This is a genomic window from Streptomyces sp. NPDC032091 (genome assembly GCF_055580265.1).
Genome location: NZ_JBVILR010000021.1, coordinates 75675 through 90785, shown reverse-complemented (window position 1 = coordinate 90785; position 15111 = coordinate 75675). Strand labels below are relative to the sequence as shown.

The window sequence follows — 15111 nt, the reverse complement described above, 5'->3', positions numbered from 1 at the left end:
GGGGGCCAGGGGGGCCGTCCGGTCAGGAGGGGGCGGCCGGGTCCGGGCCCGCTCCGGTGAGGGAGCGGAAGCGCTCCGGCAGGGCTCGGAGCCAGGCCGCGCGGTCGGCGGCGATCTCCCTCAGCCGGGCGTCGTCGTTGCGGGCGACGAGATGGCCCATGTAGCGCTCGTCGAACCGGGTGTACTCCCGGTGCAGTGCCCGCAGTGCGCGCGCCACCCGCCGCTCGTCGGCCTGTGCGAGGTGGGCCAGCTGTGCGACGTGGGCCTTCCAGCGCCCCTCGACGGCCTGGCGCAGCAGGCCGACGAGTTCACCGTCCCGGTCGAGTACGTCGAGCAGTTCCTCCGTGGGCAGGCCGAGGGCGTCCGCCAGCAGCAGGGTCTGGCGGTCGGTGCCGGGCCAGCGGTGTTCGGCCTCGGCCCTGGCGTAGGCGTAAGGGTCCATGCCGATGCGCAGGGCGAGGCGTTCGGCGGTGAACCCCCGCGCCAGGCGGTGCTCCCGCAGGGCGGCGGGCCGTACGGCCATGAGGACGGCGACCGGGCACCACAGGGCGTCGGCGAGGGCGAGGAGCTCGGGTTCGGACGGGGGGACCGTCCCGGCTTCCCAGGCGTGGACGGCTTCGGGTGGCCGGTGGACACCCAACTGGGACATGGCGGCCACGACCTGATCGGGCGTCATGCCGAGGCGCTGCCGCGCGGCCCGGGCCTCGACGGGGGAGAACGGGGGTGTGGACACGGCCCGGTCACCTCGCCGGCCTGGTGTCGGCGAAGGCGTCCCAGTCGATCTCCTCCCGTACGGTGCGGGCGGCCGGGCTGTGGAAGAACAGGTTCAGCGCGACGGCGGTGAGGCTGCCGAGGGTGATGCCGCTGCCGAGCACGGCCCGCATCTCCGTGGGCATGCGGTCGAAGAACGGGCCGACGACGGCCGGCAGCATGGCCGCGCCCAGGCTGAGCGCCAGGATCAGGGCGTTGCGCTCCTCCCGCAGGTCGACCTTGGCCAGGATCTGGATCCCGACGGTGGCGACCATGCCGAACATCGCGACGGCGGCGCCGCCGAGGACCGGGTGGGGGACGGAGGCGACGACCGCGCCCGCCTTGGGCACCAGACCCAGGAGGATCATGAAGAACCCGGCGGCGACCACGACGAACCGGCTGGTGACGCGGGAGATCCGGACCAGGCCGATGTTCTCGGCGAAGGCCACGTAGGGGAAGGAGTTGAACACGCCGCCGAGGACGGTCGCCAGGCCGTCGGCGCGCAGCGCACGGCCGACCGTCTCGCCGTCCACCTCCCGGCCGGTGATCTCGCCCATGGCGTACACGTCTCCGGTGGTCTCGACCATGGTGATCACCATGACGACGACCATCGCGAGCATCGGGAAGAGGTGGAACTGCGGTACGCCGTAGTGGAACGGGGCGCTCACGCCGACCCAGTCGGCCTGCTCCACGGCGGTGAGGTCGGCGTCGCCGAGCAGCCAGGCGGCGACGGTGCCGCCGACGAGGCCGAGCAGGATCGCCACGCTGCGCAGGAACGGTCCGCCGAAGCGGGAGAGGAGCAGGATGAGCAGGAGCGTGCCGCCGGCGTAGGCCAGGTGCTCCGGGGCGCCGTAGCCGGGCTTGCCGATCAGGTCCGAGCCGCCGCCCACGTCCTGGAGGGCCACGGGGATGAGCACGATGCCGATGACCGTCAGGAGGGTGCCGGTGACGATCGGGGGGAAGTACTTGGCGAGCCGTCCGACGAACGGCGCGAGCAGGAACGTCGCGATGCCGCCGGTGATGACGGCTCCGTAGACCACGAGGAGGCCGGCCGTCCCGCCGCCCGCGCCTTGGCCTATGGCGATCATCGGGGAGACGGCGGTGAACGTCGCGCCCTGGACGAGCGGGAGGCGGGCGCCGATCCGCCAGAAGCCCCAGGCCTGGATGATGGTGGCGATGCCGGCCGTGACCAGGTCGGCGTTGATCAGGTAGACGAGTTCGTGGGGGGAGAGTCCCAGGCTGTTGCCCAGGATGATCGGTACGAGGACCGCGCCGGCGTAGAACGCCAGGACGTGCTGGAAGCCGTACAGCGACAGCTGGGAGAACGGGGGGACCGCGTCCACGGGGTGCCGGTCGGCTGCCTGGGTACGTCGGCGCGAGGCCAGTGGTGCCATCTCTGCCTTGCCTTCGAGGGTAGGTAATGAGAGGGGGAGGGGAGCGGCGGGACGCCGCGAAAAAGGGGGATGTGCCTCGGAGGTGGGCGCGTACGGGCGACCGCTCGGATCGGGCGGCTCGCGGGGCGTGGGACGGCACGGGGTTGCCGGTGCTCGTCCGGGCGCGGTGAGGCGGAACGGGGCCGATACTGTCGGAGGCCAGGGGGTTACGCAAGTCGTTGGCCATGTTTTTGTTAGCGAAACCCGCAGGTAACTTGCGAATCAATGGCGAAGCGGCTTCTTCGCTTCGGATTCCGTTGCGCAGGGCGTCTTTCCGCAACTGTCTTTCGGGCGGCGTGACTTCACGGCTCCGGACGGTGCCGGGCTGCCGCCAGGACGGTGCCGAGGCCGAGGAGGAGGACGGCGGTCAAGGCCGCCTTCCAGGGAGAGGCCTCGCCCGCCCGGGCCGGGGACACCCGGCGCCGGGGGTCGTAGGCCACGCGGACCTCGGCGCCCCGGGGGACGGCGGACGGAGCGTCCTTGAGCTCGGCGGGGTAGCCGCCGGGGCAGTCCAGTGCGAGGCGGTACACCGTCCTCTCCGCACCGCCCTCGCCGAACGAGGGCTCCACCTCGGCCCGGGCCTCGCGGGCGACGCAGGTGGCGACCGCGCCGCGCGCCGCGCTCTGCTCGGTGGCCACCACCGTCGAGAGCAGTCCCAGCGCGAGGAAGAGCGCGCCGAAGAGGCCGCCGGCGCCGCGGGCGAGCAGGAAGTACGCCACCGACGCGCCGAGGACGAGGACCGCCCCGCCCACCACCGCGACGGCGGGTGACGGGGGCGCCGACCCGGCGAAGCACCAGCGGGCCCCGGCGTACACGAGCGCTGCGGCGAGGGCGGGCAGCACCACGGCGCCGAGCCGCCTCCCCTGCGTCTCCTCCCCCACCACGTCGACCACCCCCGCCCTTCGGACGCCGGACGGGCCCCGGGCGGTTGCGCCGCGTCCGGGGCCTGCGCAGGGGTGCTGCCGGCCACAGGGCCGATGCCGAAAATGGCGCCGGCCGGTCCGACCGCGCGCCGGGGTGGCGGGGTCGGACCGGCCGGGCCCCGGGGTCAGGACTTGGTGGTCAGCGCCAGGGACTGTGGGGCCGCGGCCTCCGGGGCCGTGGGCTGCGGGGACGTGGTCTGCTGGGCCGCCGGCTGCGGGGCGGTCCGTGAAGGAGCGGCGCGCCGTGCGGGGGCGGGCTGCCGGGCCGTCGACTGCCCGGCGGCCGCTGGCTCCTCCTCGTCCCACAGGCTCAGGTAGCGCTCGCCCGTGTCGGGCAGCAGGGTGACGATCGACGCGCCGACGTAGTCCGGGTGGGCGGCCAGCCGCGCGGCGGCGTGGGCGACGGCGCCGGAGGAGACCCCGGCGAAGATGCCCTGGGAGCGGGCGAGTTGCCGGGCGGCGGCCAGCGCCTCCTCGTCGGTGACGGTCACCACGTTGTCGATGAGGGAGACGTCGGTGGTGGGCGCCACGAAGCCGCCGTTGAGGCCGGGGATGCGGTGCAGGCCACCGACGCCCTGGGAGAGGACCGGGGAGTTCTCCGGCTCGACCGCGACGACGCGTATCTCCGGGTTCTGCTCCTTGAGGTACGCGGCGATGCCGCTCAGGGTGCCGCCGGTGCCCACGCCGCAGACCAGGACGTCGACGCGGCCCTCCGTGTCGGCCCAGATCTCCGGGCCGGTGGTCTCGTAGTGGGCCCGGACGTTGTCGGCGTTCTCGTGCTGGCGGGGGAACCAGGAGCCCGGCGTCGCCGCGTGCAGCTCCTCCGCCTTGGCGATCGCGCCGGAGTAGCCCTGCTCGCGCGGGGTCCGCACGACCTCCGCGCCGAGCGCCCTGAGCAGGGCGATCCGCTCGCGGGTGGCGCTGTCGGGGAGCACGATGACGCAGCGGTAGCCGCGGGACGCGCAGAGGGCGGCCAGGGAGATCCCGGTGTTCCCGGAGGTCGCCTCGATCACCGTGCCGCTGCCGGGGGTGAGTTCGCCGCGCTGCTCGGCGGCCCGCAGCATGTAGAGGGCGGCGCGGTCCTTGCTGGTGGACATCGGGTTGGCGGTTTCCAGCTTGGCCAGCACCCGCGTGCCCGGGGCGGTGTCCTCGAAGTGCAGGCGGATCAGCGGGGTCGCACCGATCAGGTCCTCGATGCTGTCGGCGATGGGGCGCGTCTTACGGCTTTCCACGTGTGGTTCCTCACAAGTCGGGTGGTGCGGCTGCGAGTCGGGGGTGTCCGTACGGTCGCCCGTACGCCGGCGCAGTCTTCGTGGGGGGCTGGTGCGAGGCGGGGAGGGCGGGTGTTCCCTCCTACCAGGAGCCGGCCGAGGCCGTCACCGCGTAGAGGTCCTCCATCGGCTGCGGCTGCTCGCCGACCGCTTTGATCACGGCGGTGGCGGCGAGGACGCGGGCTCCCGGGGGGACGTCCTTGTTGACGAGGGCCTGGGCGCCGATGACGGCGTGCGAGCCGATGGTGACGGGGCCGAGGACCGTCGCGTTCGTGCCGAGGACCACGTGGTGGCCGACCACGGGGTGACGGCGTTCGCCGGCCGGCCGCTTGTTGTCGCTCCACCAGCCCACGGCCCCCAGGGTCACCTGGTGGTAGATGGTGACGTCGTCGCCGACGACCGCCGTCTCGCCGATCACGACGGCCGCGCCGTGGTCGATGAACACCCGCCGGCCGAGGACCGCGCCGGGGTGGATCTCCACGGAGGTCTTGCGGCGGGCCTGCCAGGCGATCAGGCCGGCAGTCATGCGCATGCCTCGCCGGTGCAGCCGGTGGGCGACGCGGTGCGCCCACAGGGCGGGCAGGGCCGCGTGCAGCAGGGCCTCGCGGCGATTGCGCATGGAGGGGTCCTGGGCGACGACGACGTCCAGGTCCTCCTTCATGATCGCCAGCAGGCCGGGCTCCTTGTCGCGCGCCATCAGACCAGCACCTCCGTGCGTGCCTCGACGGCGGCGAGCGCCGTGCGGATCAGGCTCTCCAGCCGGGCCACGAGCTCCGGGTCCGTGTAGCGGCCGTCCTCGACGGCCAGCGTGGCGGCGCGGGCGACGCCGACGGGCTCGTGCTCGACCACGTGCGCCCCGCAGCGGCCGAGCAGGGTGACCAGCCCGGCCTGCGCGTCGAGGCCGCCGCGCGCCCCCGGGGAGGCACTGGCCACGGCCGTCACCGTGCCGGCCAGCGGGCTGGGGCGCGCGCCGTCCGCCCGGGACAGCCAGTCGAGCGCGTTCTTCAGCGCGCCGGGCATCGCACCGTTGTAGGAGGGGGTGCTGATGAACAGCAGGTCGGCGCCGGCGACCAGTTCCTTGGCCGCGCGCACCGCCGCCGAGCCGTCGGCGAGCTCCAGCTCCGCCTCGTAGTACGGCAGGTGCGCGACGGGGAGGCCCACCGTCTCGTGCGCGCCGGGAAGGCCCGCCAGGACGTGGCGCACGGTCTCCAGGACGGTCGTGTTCAGCGAGTCCCGTCGGGTACTGCCCGACATCAGAACGATCTTCACCAGGGGAACTCCTTTGTTTCTCGGCCTCCCTGTCGGCAGGCTTCGTGCACGCGCGGGAGGGGTGGCCCCGGCAGGAGCGCCGCACCCGCGTCGGAGCGGCGATGGAGTGCGGACGCCATCCGCCCCGTGTCTCCGTCGATACGGTGCCAGCGCCGACCGCAGCCGGACTCGACCGTGACTCGCGCCCCGCCGGAGGACCACTGCAGAACCGGGCCAGGCCGGCGGGCGTGCGGGGCCGGGGCGTTGTCAGTGGCGTGTGCGAGGCTTCGAGGAGAAGCAGGGACCGAATACGGGGGGCAGTGGGATGAGCAGCAGCGCGCGCGGGACGTTCGAGGTCACGTCGTTCGAGCCCGAGGTGGTGGAGCAGGGCGGTCCGGGCGCCGGGCTGGGCCGGGTGCGCCTGGCCAAGACCTTCCAGGGCGGCCTGGCCGGGAGCAGCACGGTGCACATGCTGTCGGTTTCCGACACGGCGGGCGGGCCGGCGGCCTATGTCGCCGTCGAGCTGTTCGAGGGGGAACTGGAGGGCCGCGCCGGCTCCTTCGTCCTCCAGCACAGCGCGCCGGGCAGCCAGGGCGAGCGGCTCGCGATCCGGGTGGTCGAGGGGACGGGCTCGGGTGAGCTCAAGGGGCTCTCGGGCACCTTCTGGATACTCGGGTCCGAGGACGGCGGGCACTCCTACGTGCTCGACTACGACCTGTAGGCCGACACCCCCCCGCCGGTGGATGCGCGCGTCCCGGTCGGCGCGTACCGGTCGGCGGCGGCGTCGCGCGCCTGTCCGGGTCGGGGCGGCGGGTGGGGTTACCGTCGGCGGCATGGACGGTGATCGCCGAGGGTGGCGCCAGTGTTTGCTCAGCGGGGCGGTCTTCGCCGTGTGCATGACCGGCACCACGCTGCCGACTCCGCTCTACGGCCTGTACCAGGAGAAGTTCTCCTTCTCCGAGCTGACGGTGACGGTCGTCTACGCGGTGTACGCCTTCGCGGTCATCGGTGTGCTGCTGCTGGCCGGCAACGCCTCGGACTCGCTCGGGCGGCGGCCGGTCCTGCTGGCCGGTCTGGGGTGTGCGGCGGGGAGCGCCGTCTGCTTCCTGGCGGCCACCGGTCTGCCCTGGCTGTACGCGGGCCGGCTGCTGTCGGGGCTGTCCGCCGGACTGTTCACCGGCGCCGCCACGGCCTACGTCCTCGAACTGGCCCCGGAGGGCGCGACGGCCCGGGCCACGTTCGTCGCGACGGCCGCGAACATGGGCGGCCTGGGCTGCGGTCCGCTGCTCGCCGGGGTGCTCGCGCAGTTCGCGCCCTGGCCGCTGTACCTGCCGTTCGCCGTGCACCTCGCCCTGGTGGCCGGTTCGGCCGCCGTGCTGTGGAGGCTGCCGGAGACCGTCCGGGAACGGGGTCCCCTGAGCGCCGTGCGGCCGCAGCGGCCCGGCCTGCCGCCCCCGGTGCGCCCGGTGTTCGCGCCGGCGGCGATCGCCGCGTTCGTGGGGTTCGCGCTGTTCGGGGTGTTCACCTCGGTGAGCCCGGCGTTCCTGTCGGAGTCGCTCGGGGTCCGCGACCACGCCGTGAGCGGGCTGGTCGTCGCGCTGGCCTTCTTCTGCTCCACCGCCGGCCAGCTGGCCGTCGGCCGGCTGGGGGTGGCGCGTTCGCTGCCGCTGGGCTGCGCCGGGCTGCTGGGCGGGCTGGCACTGCTCGCGGGCGCGCTGCGGTGGGACCTGCTGGTGCTGGTGGTGCTGAGCGCGGTGGTCGGCGGCTGCGGTCAGGGGCTGGCGTTCCGCGGGGCGCTGTCCGCGGTGGCCGGGGCCTCGCCGGACGAGCACCGCGCCGCGGTGATCTCGACGCTGTTCGTGGTGGCGTACTTCGGTATCTCGGTGCCGGTGATCGGTGTGGGGCTGCTGGTGGGTCCGGTCGGGCTGGAGGGCGCGGGGCTCGTGTTCATCGCGTGCATGGCCGTCCTCGTGTCGGCCGCGGGCGCCTACCTGCTGCGCAGGCCGGTGCGGACGGGCTGAGCGGCGGGGCGGTGCCCGGTCAGCCGCCCGCCGGGGCGTCGGGCCGCCCGCCCTCCCGGCCGCGGCCGCCGTCGTCCTCCTCCTCTGCTCCCGGTGCCCGCACGGCCGCCGGGTCCAGGACACGGTTGAGGAAGTCACGGGTCCGTTCCCGGGCCGGCCGGGTCACCACCTGCTCCGCCGGTCCCTGCTCGACGATGACACCGCCGTCCATGAACACGACCCGGTCGGCGACCTCGCGGGCGAAGCTCATCTCGTGCGTGACGACCATCATCGTCATCCCCTCCCCGGCGAGCACCCGCATCACCGACAGCACCTCGCCGACGAGTTCGGGGTCGAGCGCCGAGGTGGGCTCGTCGAAGAGCATCACCTCCGGCCCCATCGACAGCGCCCGGGCGATGGCCACGCGCTGCTGCTGCCCGCCGGACAGCTGGGCCGGATAGGCGTCCGCCTTCCCGGCGAGGCCGACGCGCTCCAGGTTCTCCCGGGCGACGGCGAGGGCCTCGGCCTTGTCGCGGCCCAGCACCCGCCGCTGCGGGAGGGTGAGGTTGCCGGTGACGCTCACGTGCGGGAAGAGGTTGAACTGCTGGAAGACCATGCCGATGCGGCGGCGGGCGGCGTCGATGTCGACGTCGGGGTCGGTGAGCTCCGTGCCGCCGACGAAGACCCGCCCCTCGCTCGGCTCCTCCAGCAGGTTCACGCACCGCAGCAGGGTGGACTTGCCGGAGCCCGAGGGCCCGATGACGCACACGACCTCGCCGCGGGCGACGTCGAGGTCGATGCCGCGCAGGACGTGGTTGTCGCCGAAGGACTTGTGCAGTCCCCGGATCTCGATCTCCGCGCGGTCCGCGCCCATGGTGTCCCCCGCCGTTCCCGTGGTCCCTGACATCGTGTCCTCCTCCTCACGTGGCCTTGTCCGCGCGGGCCTCCAGGCGGCGCACCACGAAGCTCAGCGGTACGGTCACCAGGAGGTAGCACAGGCCCGCGACCAGGATCGGGGTGGAGTTGGCGGTCTCGCTGGCGAGGTCCCGGCCGAACTTGGTCAGTTCCCGCTCCTCCAGGGTGACGCCCAGGAACAGCACGAGCGAGGAGTCCTTGAACAGCAGGACGAGTTCGTTGGTGAGCGGGGGGATGACGATGCGGAACGCCTGCGGGATGATCACCGACACCATGGCGCGGCCGTGGGAGAACCCGAGCGAGCGGGCCGCCTCCATCTGGCCCTTGGGCACGGCCTGGATGCCCGCCCGAATCGTTTCCGCCATGTAGGCGGCCGCGACCAGACCGAGGCCGAGCGCGACCTTCCCGTACGTTCCTCCGGGGATCGCGGTGCCGGGGAAGGCCAGGGGCACCGCGACCCCGACGAAGATGAAGATCAGCAGGGCGGGCAGGCCGCGGAAGAGCTCGATGTAGACGCTCGCGACCCAACGGTAGGGGGCCACCGACGACAGCCGCATCATGGCGATGACCAGCCCGAGCACCAGGCCGAAGGCGAACCCGGAGAAGGTGTACACCACCGTGTTGCGCAGGGCGGTGGTGATGATCTGCGGGAAGAGCCGCGCGACCAGGTCCTTCTGCGCGAACTGGTTCTGCAGCCGGTCCCAGTCGGCCAGGACGCCGACCAGGACCAGCACCGCCACGAAGACCGCGTACTGGACGCCCTGCCAGACGCGGCGCCGCTGGCGCCGGGTCAGCCGAGAGGTCACGACGCTGCCTGGGGCAGCGGGCCGATCCACTGTTCGTAGAGCTTCTTGTAGGTGCCGTCGGCCTTGGCGGTGGTGATGGCCTTGTCGATGGCGGCGAGGAGGGCGGAGTTGCCCTTCTTCACGGAGAAGCCGTACTTCTCCCCGGTCTCGATGTTCTGGCCGAGGACGAACTCGGCGGCGTTGGCCTTGTCCTTGAGCCAGCCCTGGACGACCGGGTAGTCGATGACGACCGCGTCGACCTGGCCGGTGCGCAGGCCGTTGAGGACGGCGTCCGAGCTCTCGAAGGCGACGGGGTTGAAGCCCTGGCTCTTGGCGTAGCTCTCGCCGGTGGTCTCGGCCTGGGCGCCGAGCTTGGCGGACTTGGCCTTGACGTCGGCGAGGGAGGTGATCCCGCTCTTCTTGGTCGCCAGGAGCGCCTGGGTGGCGTCGAAGTAGGGGACGGAGAAGTCGACGTTCTTCCTGCGCTCGTCGGTGATGGTCATGCCGGCCGCGGCGAGGTCGCACTGGCCCGAGTTGAGGAAGGCGCCGGTCTTGAAGTTCTCGAACGGAGTGTCGAGGATCTTCTGTTCGACCTTGAGGTTCTGGGCGACCAGGTCGATCAGGGCCACGTCGAACCCGACGACCTTGCCGTTCTGCTCGAACTGGAAGGGCGGGTAGGGCAGATGGGTGCAGGTGGTGAGCTTGCCCTTCTCGACCACGGGCACTCCGCCGGCCGCCTCCCCCGGTCCGCTCTCGCCGGAGGAGGAGCAGCCCGCGGTGAGGAACACGCCCGCCGCGGCGGCGGCGCAGGCCGCTCCCCGCAGGCGGGCGCGGCCGCGGTGGCCCGGGCTGCTGCTGGTGCGCTGACTGCGGTGTCCTTCGGCCGTGCGGAACACGGTTGACCTCCACGGGTGCAGGGCGGGCGGCGGTCGCGGGACGGGACCGTCCGATCGTGATCGTAAGCCCCGGCGGTGCGCGGCGGCGGAAGATTCGCGATGCGGCGGGTCCGGGGACGCGGCGGCGGCGTCCGGCGGCCGCGTCCCCGGCGGCCGCGTCAGCGCGAGGGCCGGTGGGGCTTTCCGGCCTGCGCCGGGACGGGCGAGCCACCGGGCTCCCCGTGGGATTCGGCTTCCTCCAGGTCCTCCAGGCCGGGGAACCGGTAGGGGTCGAGTGCCCAGCGGGGCATGCGGGACGACAGTGCGTACGTCGGTGCGGTGTCCATCGAACCTCCCGAATGTAGTTACTGGCTGTAATGAGTTATTACTCTGTGCGCTCGGTTGCGGATGGTTGCGACTCCCACCCGAACGCCCCCAATGACATTTCTTCACATGACGTACACATCGGTTCTCAGGCCAGGAGGCCGGCCACCGGGGAGACGGGGTCCCAGTGGGGGTCGCGGCCCGTGAGCCGGGCGGTGACCCGGCCCCAGGCGCCGGCGTCTGCCGCGAGACGGCCTTCGACGAGGGCGGCGAGTCCGGTCAGGGCGGCCCGCGCCTGCGGCGGGGCGTCCGCGCGGCGGGCCGCCGTGCCCAGGTACGCCAGGATCTGTGCCGCCGGGGCCGCCGCGTGCAGCAGGTCGTCCGCCGTCAGGTGGCCCGAGGCCAGCAGGCCGTCGAACTGGATGACGGGCGGGCTGTGGTAGAGGCCGGCCAGCCCGTGGCGGGCCCGGGCCCGGGTGGCTGCGGGGCCGTCGGGCAGGCCGTCCGGGCCGGGCTCGTGCAGCAGGGCGGCGTACCGGAGCCGTATCGCGGCCGGCGCGCCCGGGAGGTTGACGAGGAACTCCCAGTTGGGCAGCGGCTCCTCCTCGTGGGCGGCGGCCAGGGCCTCCCAGTCGACCTCGCCGGGGACGGACAGCACGGTGCCGGTCGTCCGCCAGTGCAGCGGGGCGCGCCGCAGCCGGCCGACGAGTCGGGCGGGGTCCAGTTCCCGGGCCACCCGGGCCCCGATCACGGCGGCCGGGTCGGGCGACGCCAGTGCCTTGGCGCACAGCTTGGCGGCGGCCTGGCCGAGCACCTCCTTCTCGGCGAGCGCGGCCAGCCGGGCCGGCCCGCCGTGCTCCACCAGGCCGAGGCAGCCGACCGCCTGCTCGGCGAAGCCCAGGTCGGCGCCCTGGCGGGCGAACACCTCCTCGATCAGGGCGGGTTCGCGCGAGTGCAGCCAGCGCGAGCCGCCGGGCAGGGGCGCGGACGGGTCGGCCCGCAGCTCCGCCAGGACCCGCGCGGCGGTGCGGGAGTGGGGGCGGGTGACGATACGGCGGGCCAGGCGGGCGGTGGTGCCGCAGCGCAGCAGGGTGAGGTCGACCTCGGGGTCGTCGAGGTCGGCCAGCCGTTCCTTCGCGACGTCGGGGAGCCGGCGCGACGCGGCGGCGAGCAGCCGCAGGGCCCGCGGGTCGCGCCCCTCCAGCAGGCGGTCGACGAGGACGCGCGGGGTCCGGTCGTGGCGCAGCAGGTACGCGGCGAGCAGCCAGGGCCCGTCGGGGCCGAGGCGGGGCAGGACCGCGTCGACGGCTTCGGCGTCGGCCAGGGACAGCAGGGTGCCCACCGGCCAGATCCACTGGCGGTTGCCCCGCTCCAGGAGCCGGAGCGCCTCGTCCGGGGTCGTCGGGGGGCTGCTCACCGAGCCCCACGGGCGGTGCTCCGGCAGCGGGTGGCCGGCGGGCGGCCCGGGGGCGTCGGGGGTGCGGGACAGCCGCAGGAGCTCCGTCCAGGTGGGCCCGTCCCCGTCGGCCCGGTTGTCCGGAAGGGCGGCGGCCGAGGCCGTCCCGGCCAGCCTGAGCCATGCGTCAGGGTCGGTGCCCAGTTCGGCGCGCAGCAGGCGGGCCACGGCGGCCCGCCACGCGCCCGCGAAGGCGAGGCGGCGCCAGTCGTGGGGCCGCACCAGGAGGTGGTGTGCCGGGAGCAGGGCGGGCAGCTCCTCGGCGGGGAGGACGCCCTGGGTGTAGGCCTGTTCGGTGAGCCGGACGCTGCTGCCCCAGGACCGGGGGCGCTCGGCGCGGACCTCGTCGGGGGCGGGGGCGGTGTACCAGGGGCCGCCGCCGGGCGGTTCGACACCGGCGTCCGCACAGGCCCGGGCGAGCCACCGGGGGGTGGCGAGGCCGGGGGCGTCCTCCTGGCGGTGGCCGGCCAGGAAGCGCAGGGTGCCGGGGTCGGCGGGCAGCGGGGCGCCGGCGGGCGCGAGGGAGTACAGGAGGTCCAACGCGGCGAGCGCCGCCCGCTCGTGGGCCGTGCGCGGAGTCTCCGGCCCCGTCCCGGCCTCCGCGGACACCCCGCCCCCGGCCGACGTGCCAGGACCGGCCGATGTGCCGGAACCGGTCGGTGTGCCGGAACCGGTCGGTGTGCCGGAACCGGTCGGTGTGCCGGAACCGGTCGGTGTGCCGGAACCGGTCGGCGTGGCGGGCTGGGGGGCCGGGGCGGGGGATGCGGCCGTGTCGGGGTGGGGGGCCGCTTCGGGGTGGGGTGGTGGGGTGGGGGCCGGGTGGGTCAGGAGGTCGGCCAGGGTGCCCTCGTGGGTGGGCAGTGCGGTGTCCACGGCGGCCCAGGCCTCGGGGCGGCCGGCCAGGTGGGTGTCGGTGAGGGCGCGCAGTTCGGCCAGGGCGGTGCCGGTGAGCAGGTTCCGTTCGGTGAGCCGGGCCAGGGCGGCCACCGCGTGCACCGCGGGGCGTGCCGTGCGGACCAGGTCGACCGGGTCCAGCAGGCCCGCCGCGGCCATGCCCTCCGCCCAGTCCGCGGCCGAACCGTCGAGCCGCTCCCGGGCCAGGCGCCGCCCGGGCGGCTCCGCGTTGCCGGCCCGTCGTCCCCCGGACCGCCAGGGCTCGTTGAGGACGCTGAGCCGGAACGCCAGGCGCTGCGCGTCGTCCGCCGCCTCGTGCCGGGCGAGCTCCTCGCAGGCCCTGGGCATGAACGGGGTCTTCGCGTGCGCCTCGGCGAGGGCCGCCATGTCGTGGGCGTACGGCTCCGACAGCAGGGCGCCGAGGCTGCTCGTGCCGCGGGTGGTGGCCAGCAGCGCGGGCAGCCGGGCCGGGTCCTCGTACGGCTCGCCGCCCTCGCGCAGGCGGCGCAGCCCCTCGCCCGAACCGTCCTCCGCGGCCAGGGCCTCGCGGACGGCCGTGCAGACGGGCACGGTCAGGTGCCGCAGGACGTCCGGGCCGTCGAGCAGGGCCTCGACCGCCTCCGGTCCGGCGCTCTCCCATATGCGCGCGAGCGCGTGCCGCTGGACGGCGCCCCGGGTCCGCAGGCTCCTCAGCGCGCGGACCGTGAGCTCCGGGTCCCCGGAGGTGAGCAGGGGCATGAGCCAGGTGTTCGGGACCGGACGGGTGGCGTCGGTCAGTTCGGCGCGCAGCGCCCCGTCCATCGGGACCCGCGCGAGGTCGCGCACGAGGGTGCGGCGCAGGGACGGGGTGCAGCGCGGGTTGCGGTAGACGGCGGCGGCGACCTCGGCGTCCCCGACGGCCGACAGCCGGGCCAGGACCCGGGCGTCGAGCCGCGGGTGCCGCGCGAGGGCGGCCCGGGCGGTCCGGTCCCCGTACTCGGTGACGGCGGTGAGCAGCGACGGGGCGGGGAGCGCGCCACCCGCGAGCAGTCCGTCACGGGTACGGGCCGGCAGGGCGGCCAGGGCCGCGGCGGCGTGCTCGGGCCGGGCGTGCTCCAGCAGCAGGACCAGCGTGGCGTGGACGCTGCGGGGAACGGGCGGACGGACCTCGCCGGGGGCGGCCGGCGGCGCGGGCGGCGGTACGTCGGCCAGCAGTTCGGGCAGGGTGCCGCGGTGGCGGGCGAGCGCGTCGTGCACGCCGAGCCACCGGTCGGGACGGTCGCCGAGCAGGTCGTCCGCCCAGCCGCGCAGCCGGTCCGCGGCCTCGCCGGCCGGCCCTCCGGCGGCCGCCACGCCCGCCGCGACGGTGCGCGCCGGCCGGGCGGACTCCACCACCCGGAGGGCGGCGCCCGCGACGACGGCCTCGCCGTCGCGGCGGGGGGAGGCCAGGGCGGCGCGCACCATCCCGGAAACCGAACTGCTCTGCGAATTGCTCATGGACGCCATGCTAGGCAGCGGGTACGACAACTCCCCCGCGGCCGGCACCCGTCCGCCGCGGGGCCCGGGTCAGCGCCGCTGGGGGCAGGCCTTCCAGGAGAAGTGGTACTTGGTGTTGATGCTGCCGTCGGTGGAGTCCATGGTGAGGAAGCTGGTGTCCCTGGCCGGGTCGGAGCTGCCGGCCTCGGTGAGCAGTTCGGTGTTGATGTTCAGGTTCCGCTTCGCCCCGCAGGGATGGAAGACGAGGGCTTCCACGGGGACGGTGTCGGAGACCTGCCAGCCGTCCCGCAAGGGGCCGCGCAGGGTGTGGCTGCGGCTGGTGGTCTGGGACATGCCCTGGAAGTAGTAGCTGGCCTTCTGGGTGGCGGCGGCGCCCTGCTGGAGGCTGGCGAAGCCGCGGTAGTCGGCCTGGGTGATGGCGAAGGTGTAGCCCTGCGGGACGTTGAGGCTCAGTCCCAGCTGGCAGTTCTTGCGGAAGTCGGTCGGTTTGGCGCCGGGGCCCACCTGGGCGAGGTACTCGCTGTACGTCACGGTGAAGGCCGTGTTGTCGGGGGCGACGGCCACGGCGGCACTGCCGGGGCGGCAGCCCGAACCGTTGACCTGGACCACGTCGATGGTGATCTGCTCGGGGGGCGCGAAGGACGGGCCCGCGCCGGTGGCGGCGCCCGCCGGGGGCGTGAGAGCCGCGGCGGCGAGGGCGACGGCCGCGCCGGCGGTGAACACCGTTCTGAACATGGGGGGTCCTTCCGATCGCTGCTGTG

Annotated in this window: 13 protein-coding genes and 1 pseudogene; 2 read left to right on the top strand and 12 right to left on the bottom strand. The window is 74.5% G+C overall.

Features of this window, described 5'->3' with window-relative positions; genetic code table 11:
• Positions 1–22: 22 nt before the first annotated feature.
• The 6 genes and pseudogenes from ACZ5NJ_RS28890 to ACZ5NJ_RS28865 form a co-directional block, all read right to left on the bottom strand.
• Positions 23–733, bottom strand: coding sequence for a helix-turn-helix transcriptional regulator (locus ACZ5NJ_RS28890; RefSeq protein ID WP_468768520.1), 711 nt, complete (start codon positions 731–733; stop codon positions 23–25).
• A gap of 7 nt (positions 734–740) precedes the next feature.
• Positions 741–2144: a nucleobase:cation symporter-2 family protein gene (locus ACZ5NJ_RS28885; RefSeq protein WP_468768519.1), complete on the bottom strand. Its 1404-nt coding sequence runs from the start codon at positions 2142–2144 to the stop codon at positions 741–743.
• Between the two features lie 341 nt (positions 2145–2485).
• On the bottom strand, positions 2486–3076 hold the full coding sequence (locus ACZ5NJ_RS28880; protein WP_468768517.1) for a hypothetical protein: 591 nt from the start codon (positions 3074–3076) through the stop codon (positions 2486–2488).
• Between the two features lie 326 nt (positions 3077–3402).
• Positions 3403–4338: pseudogene (gene cysK, locus ACZ5NJ_RS28875) on the bottom strand (cysteine synthase A); the annotation flags it as partial.
• A gap of 121 nt (positions 4339–4459) precedes the next feature.
• Complete coding sequence (epsC, locus tag ACZ5NJ_RS28870) at positions 4460–5074, bottom strand: serine O-acetyltransferase EpsC (RefSeq protein ID WP_468768515.1); 615 nt, start codon at positions 5072–5074, stop codon at positions 4460–4462.
• Entirely contained in the window at positions 5074–5646 is a 573-nt protein-coding gene (locus ACZ5NJ_RS28865; protein WP_468768513.1) for an NADPH-dependent FMN reductase, read from the bottom strand. Before ACZ5NJ_RS28865 ends, epsC begins: the two co-directional genes overlap by 1 nt.
• Before the next feature lie 304 nt (positions 5647–5950).
• On the opposite strand from ACZ5NJ_RS28865, the gene ACZ5NJ_RS28860 reads away from it, so the two are divergent.
• Complete coding sequence (locus tag ACZ5NJ_RS28860) at positions 5951–6346, top strand: DUF3224 domain-containing protein (RefSeq protein WP_468768511.1); 396 nt, start codon at positions 5951–5953, stop codon at positions 6344–6346.
• A gap of 112 nt (positions 6347–6458) precedes the next feature.
• The gene (locus ACZ5NJ_RS28855) at positions 6459–7646 is read left to right on the top strand and encodes an MFS transporter (RefSeq protein WP_468768509.1); all 1188 of its coding nucleotides are present in this window, start codon (positions 6459–6461) and stop codon (positions 7644–7646) included.
• A 19-nt stretch (positions 7647–7665) separates the two neighbouring features.
• On the opposite strand, the gene ACZ5NJ_RS28850 is transcribed toward ACZ5NJ_RS28855, so the two are convergent.
• The 6 genes from ACZ5NJ_RS28850 to ACZ5NJ_RS28825 all read right to left on the bottom strand — a co-directional run bounded on the left by ACZ5NJ_RS28850 (position 7666) and on the right by ACZ5NJ_RS28825 (position 15085).
• On the bottom strand, positions 7666–8532 hold the full coding sequence (locus ACZ5NJ_RS28850) for an amino acid ABC transporter ATP-binding protein (protein WP_468768507.1): 867 nt from the start codon (positions 8530–8532) through the stop codon (positions 7666–7668).
• 13 nt (positions 8533–8545) lie between these two features.
• On the bottom strand, positions 8546–9346 hold the full coding sequence (locus tag ACZ5NJ_RS28845) for an amino acid ABC transporter permease (protein ID WP_389614045.1): 801 nt from the start codon (positions 9344–9346) through the stop codon (positions 8546–8548).
• Positions 9343–10149 carry an ABC transporter substrate-binding protein gene (locus ACZ5NJ_RS28840; protein ID WP_468768654.1) on the bottom strand — a complete coding sequence of 269 codons (807 nt, stop codon included), beginning with the start codon at positions 10147–10149 and terminating at the stop codon, positions 9343–9345. The genes ACZ5NJ_RS28845 and ACZ5NJ_RS28840 overlap by 4 nt, the downstream gene beginning before the upstream one ends.
• 230 nt (positions 10150–10379) lie before the next feature.
• Complete coding sequence (locus tag ACZ5NJ_RS28835; RefSeq protein WP_468768505.1) at positions 10380–10547, bottom strand: hypothetical protein; 168 nt, start codon at positions 10545–10547, stop codon at positions 10380–10382.
• A 125-nt stretch (positions 10548–10672) separates the two neighbouring features.
• A complete protein-coding gene (locus ACZ5NJ_RS28830; RefSeq protein WP_468768503.1) occupies positions 10673–14350 on the bottom strand; it encodes a hypothetical protein in 3678 nt (1225 codons plus the stop codon).
• Between the two features lie 69 nt (positions 14351–14419).
• Entirely contained in the window at positions 14420–15085 is a 666-nt protein-coding gene (locus tag ACZ5NJ_RS28825; protein ID WP_468768501.1) for a DUF4360 domain-containing protein, read from the bottom strand.
• Positions 15086–15111 lie beyond the last annotated feature (26 nt).

Excerpts from the sequence above, each read along its gene's own strand:
- epsC (WP_468768515.1), bottom strand. The coding sequence starts at position 5,074 with ATGGCGCGCGACAAGGAGCCCGGCCTGCTGGCGATCATGAAGGAGGAC.
- ACZ5NJ_RS28855 (WP_468768509.1), top strand. The coding sequence starts at position 6,459 with ATGGACGGTGATCGCCGAGGGTGGCGCCAGTGTTTGCTCAGCGGGGCG.
- ACZ5NJ_RS28860 (WP_468768511.1), top strand. The coding sequence starts at position 5,951 with ATGAGCAGCAGCGCGCGCGGGACGTTCGAGGTCACGTCGTTCGAGCCC.
- ACZ5NJ_RS28885 (WP_468768519.1), bottom strand. The coding sequence starts at position 2,144 with ATGGCACCACTGGCCTCGCGCCGACGTACCCAGGCAGCCGACCGGCAC.
- ACZ5NJ_RS28830 (WP_468768503.1), bottom strand. The coding sequence starts at position 14,350 with ATGAGCAATTCGCAGAGCAGTTCGGTTTCCGGGATGGTGCGCGCCGCC.
- ACZ5NJ_RS28835 (WP_468768505.1), bottom strand. The coding sequence starts at position 10,547 with ATGGACACCGCACCGACGTACGCACTGTCGTCCCGCATGCCCCGCTGG.
- ACZ5NJ_RS28825 (WP_468768501.1), bottom strand. The coding sequence starts at position 15,085 with ATGTTCAGAACGGTGTTCACCGCCGGCGCGGCCGTCGCCCTCGCCGCC.
- ACZ5NJ_RS28850 (WP_468768507.1), bottom strand. The coding sequence starts at position 8,532 with ATGTCAGGGACCACGGGAACGGCGGGGGACACCATGGGCGCGGACCGC.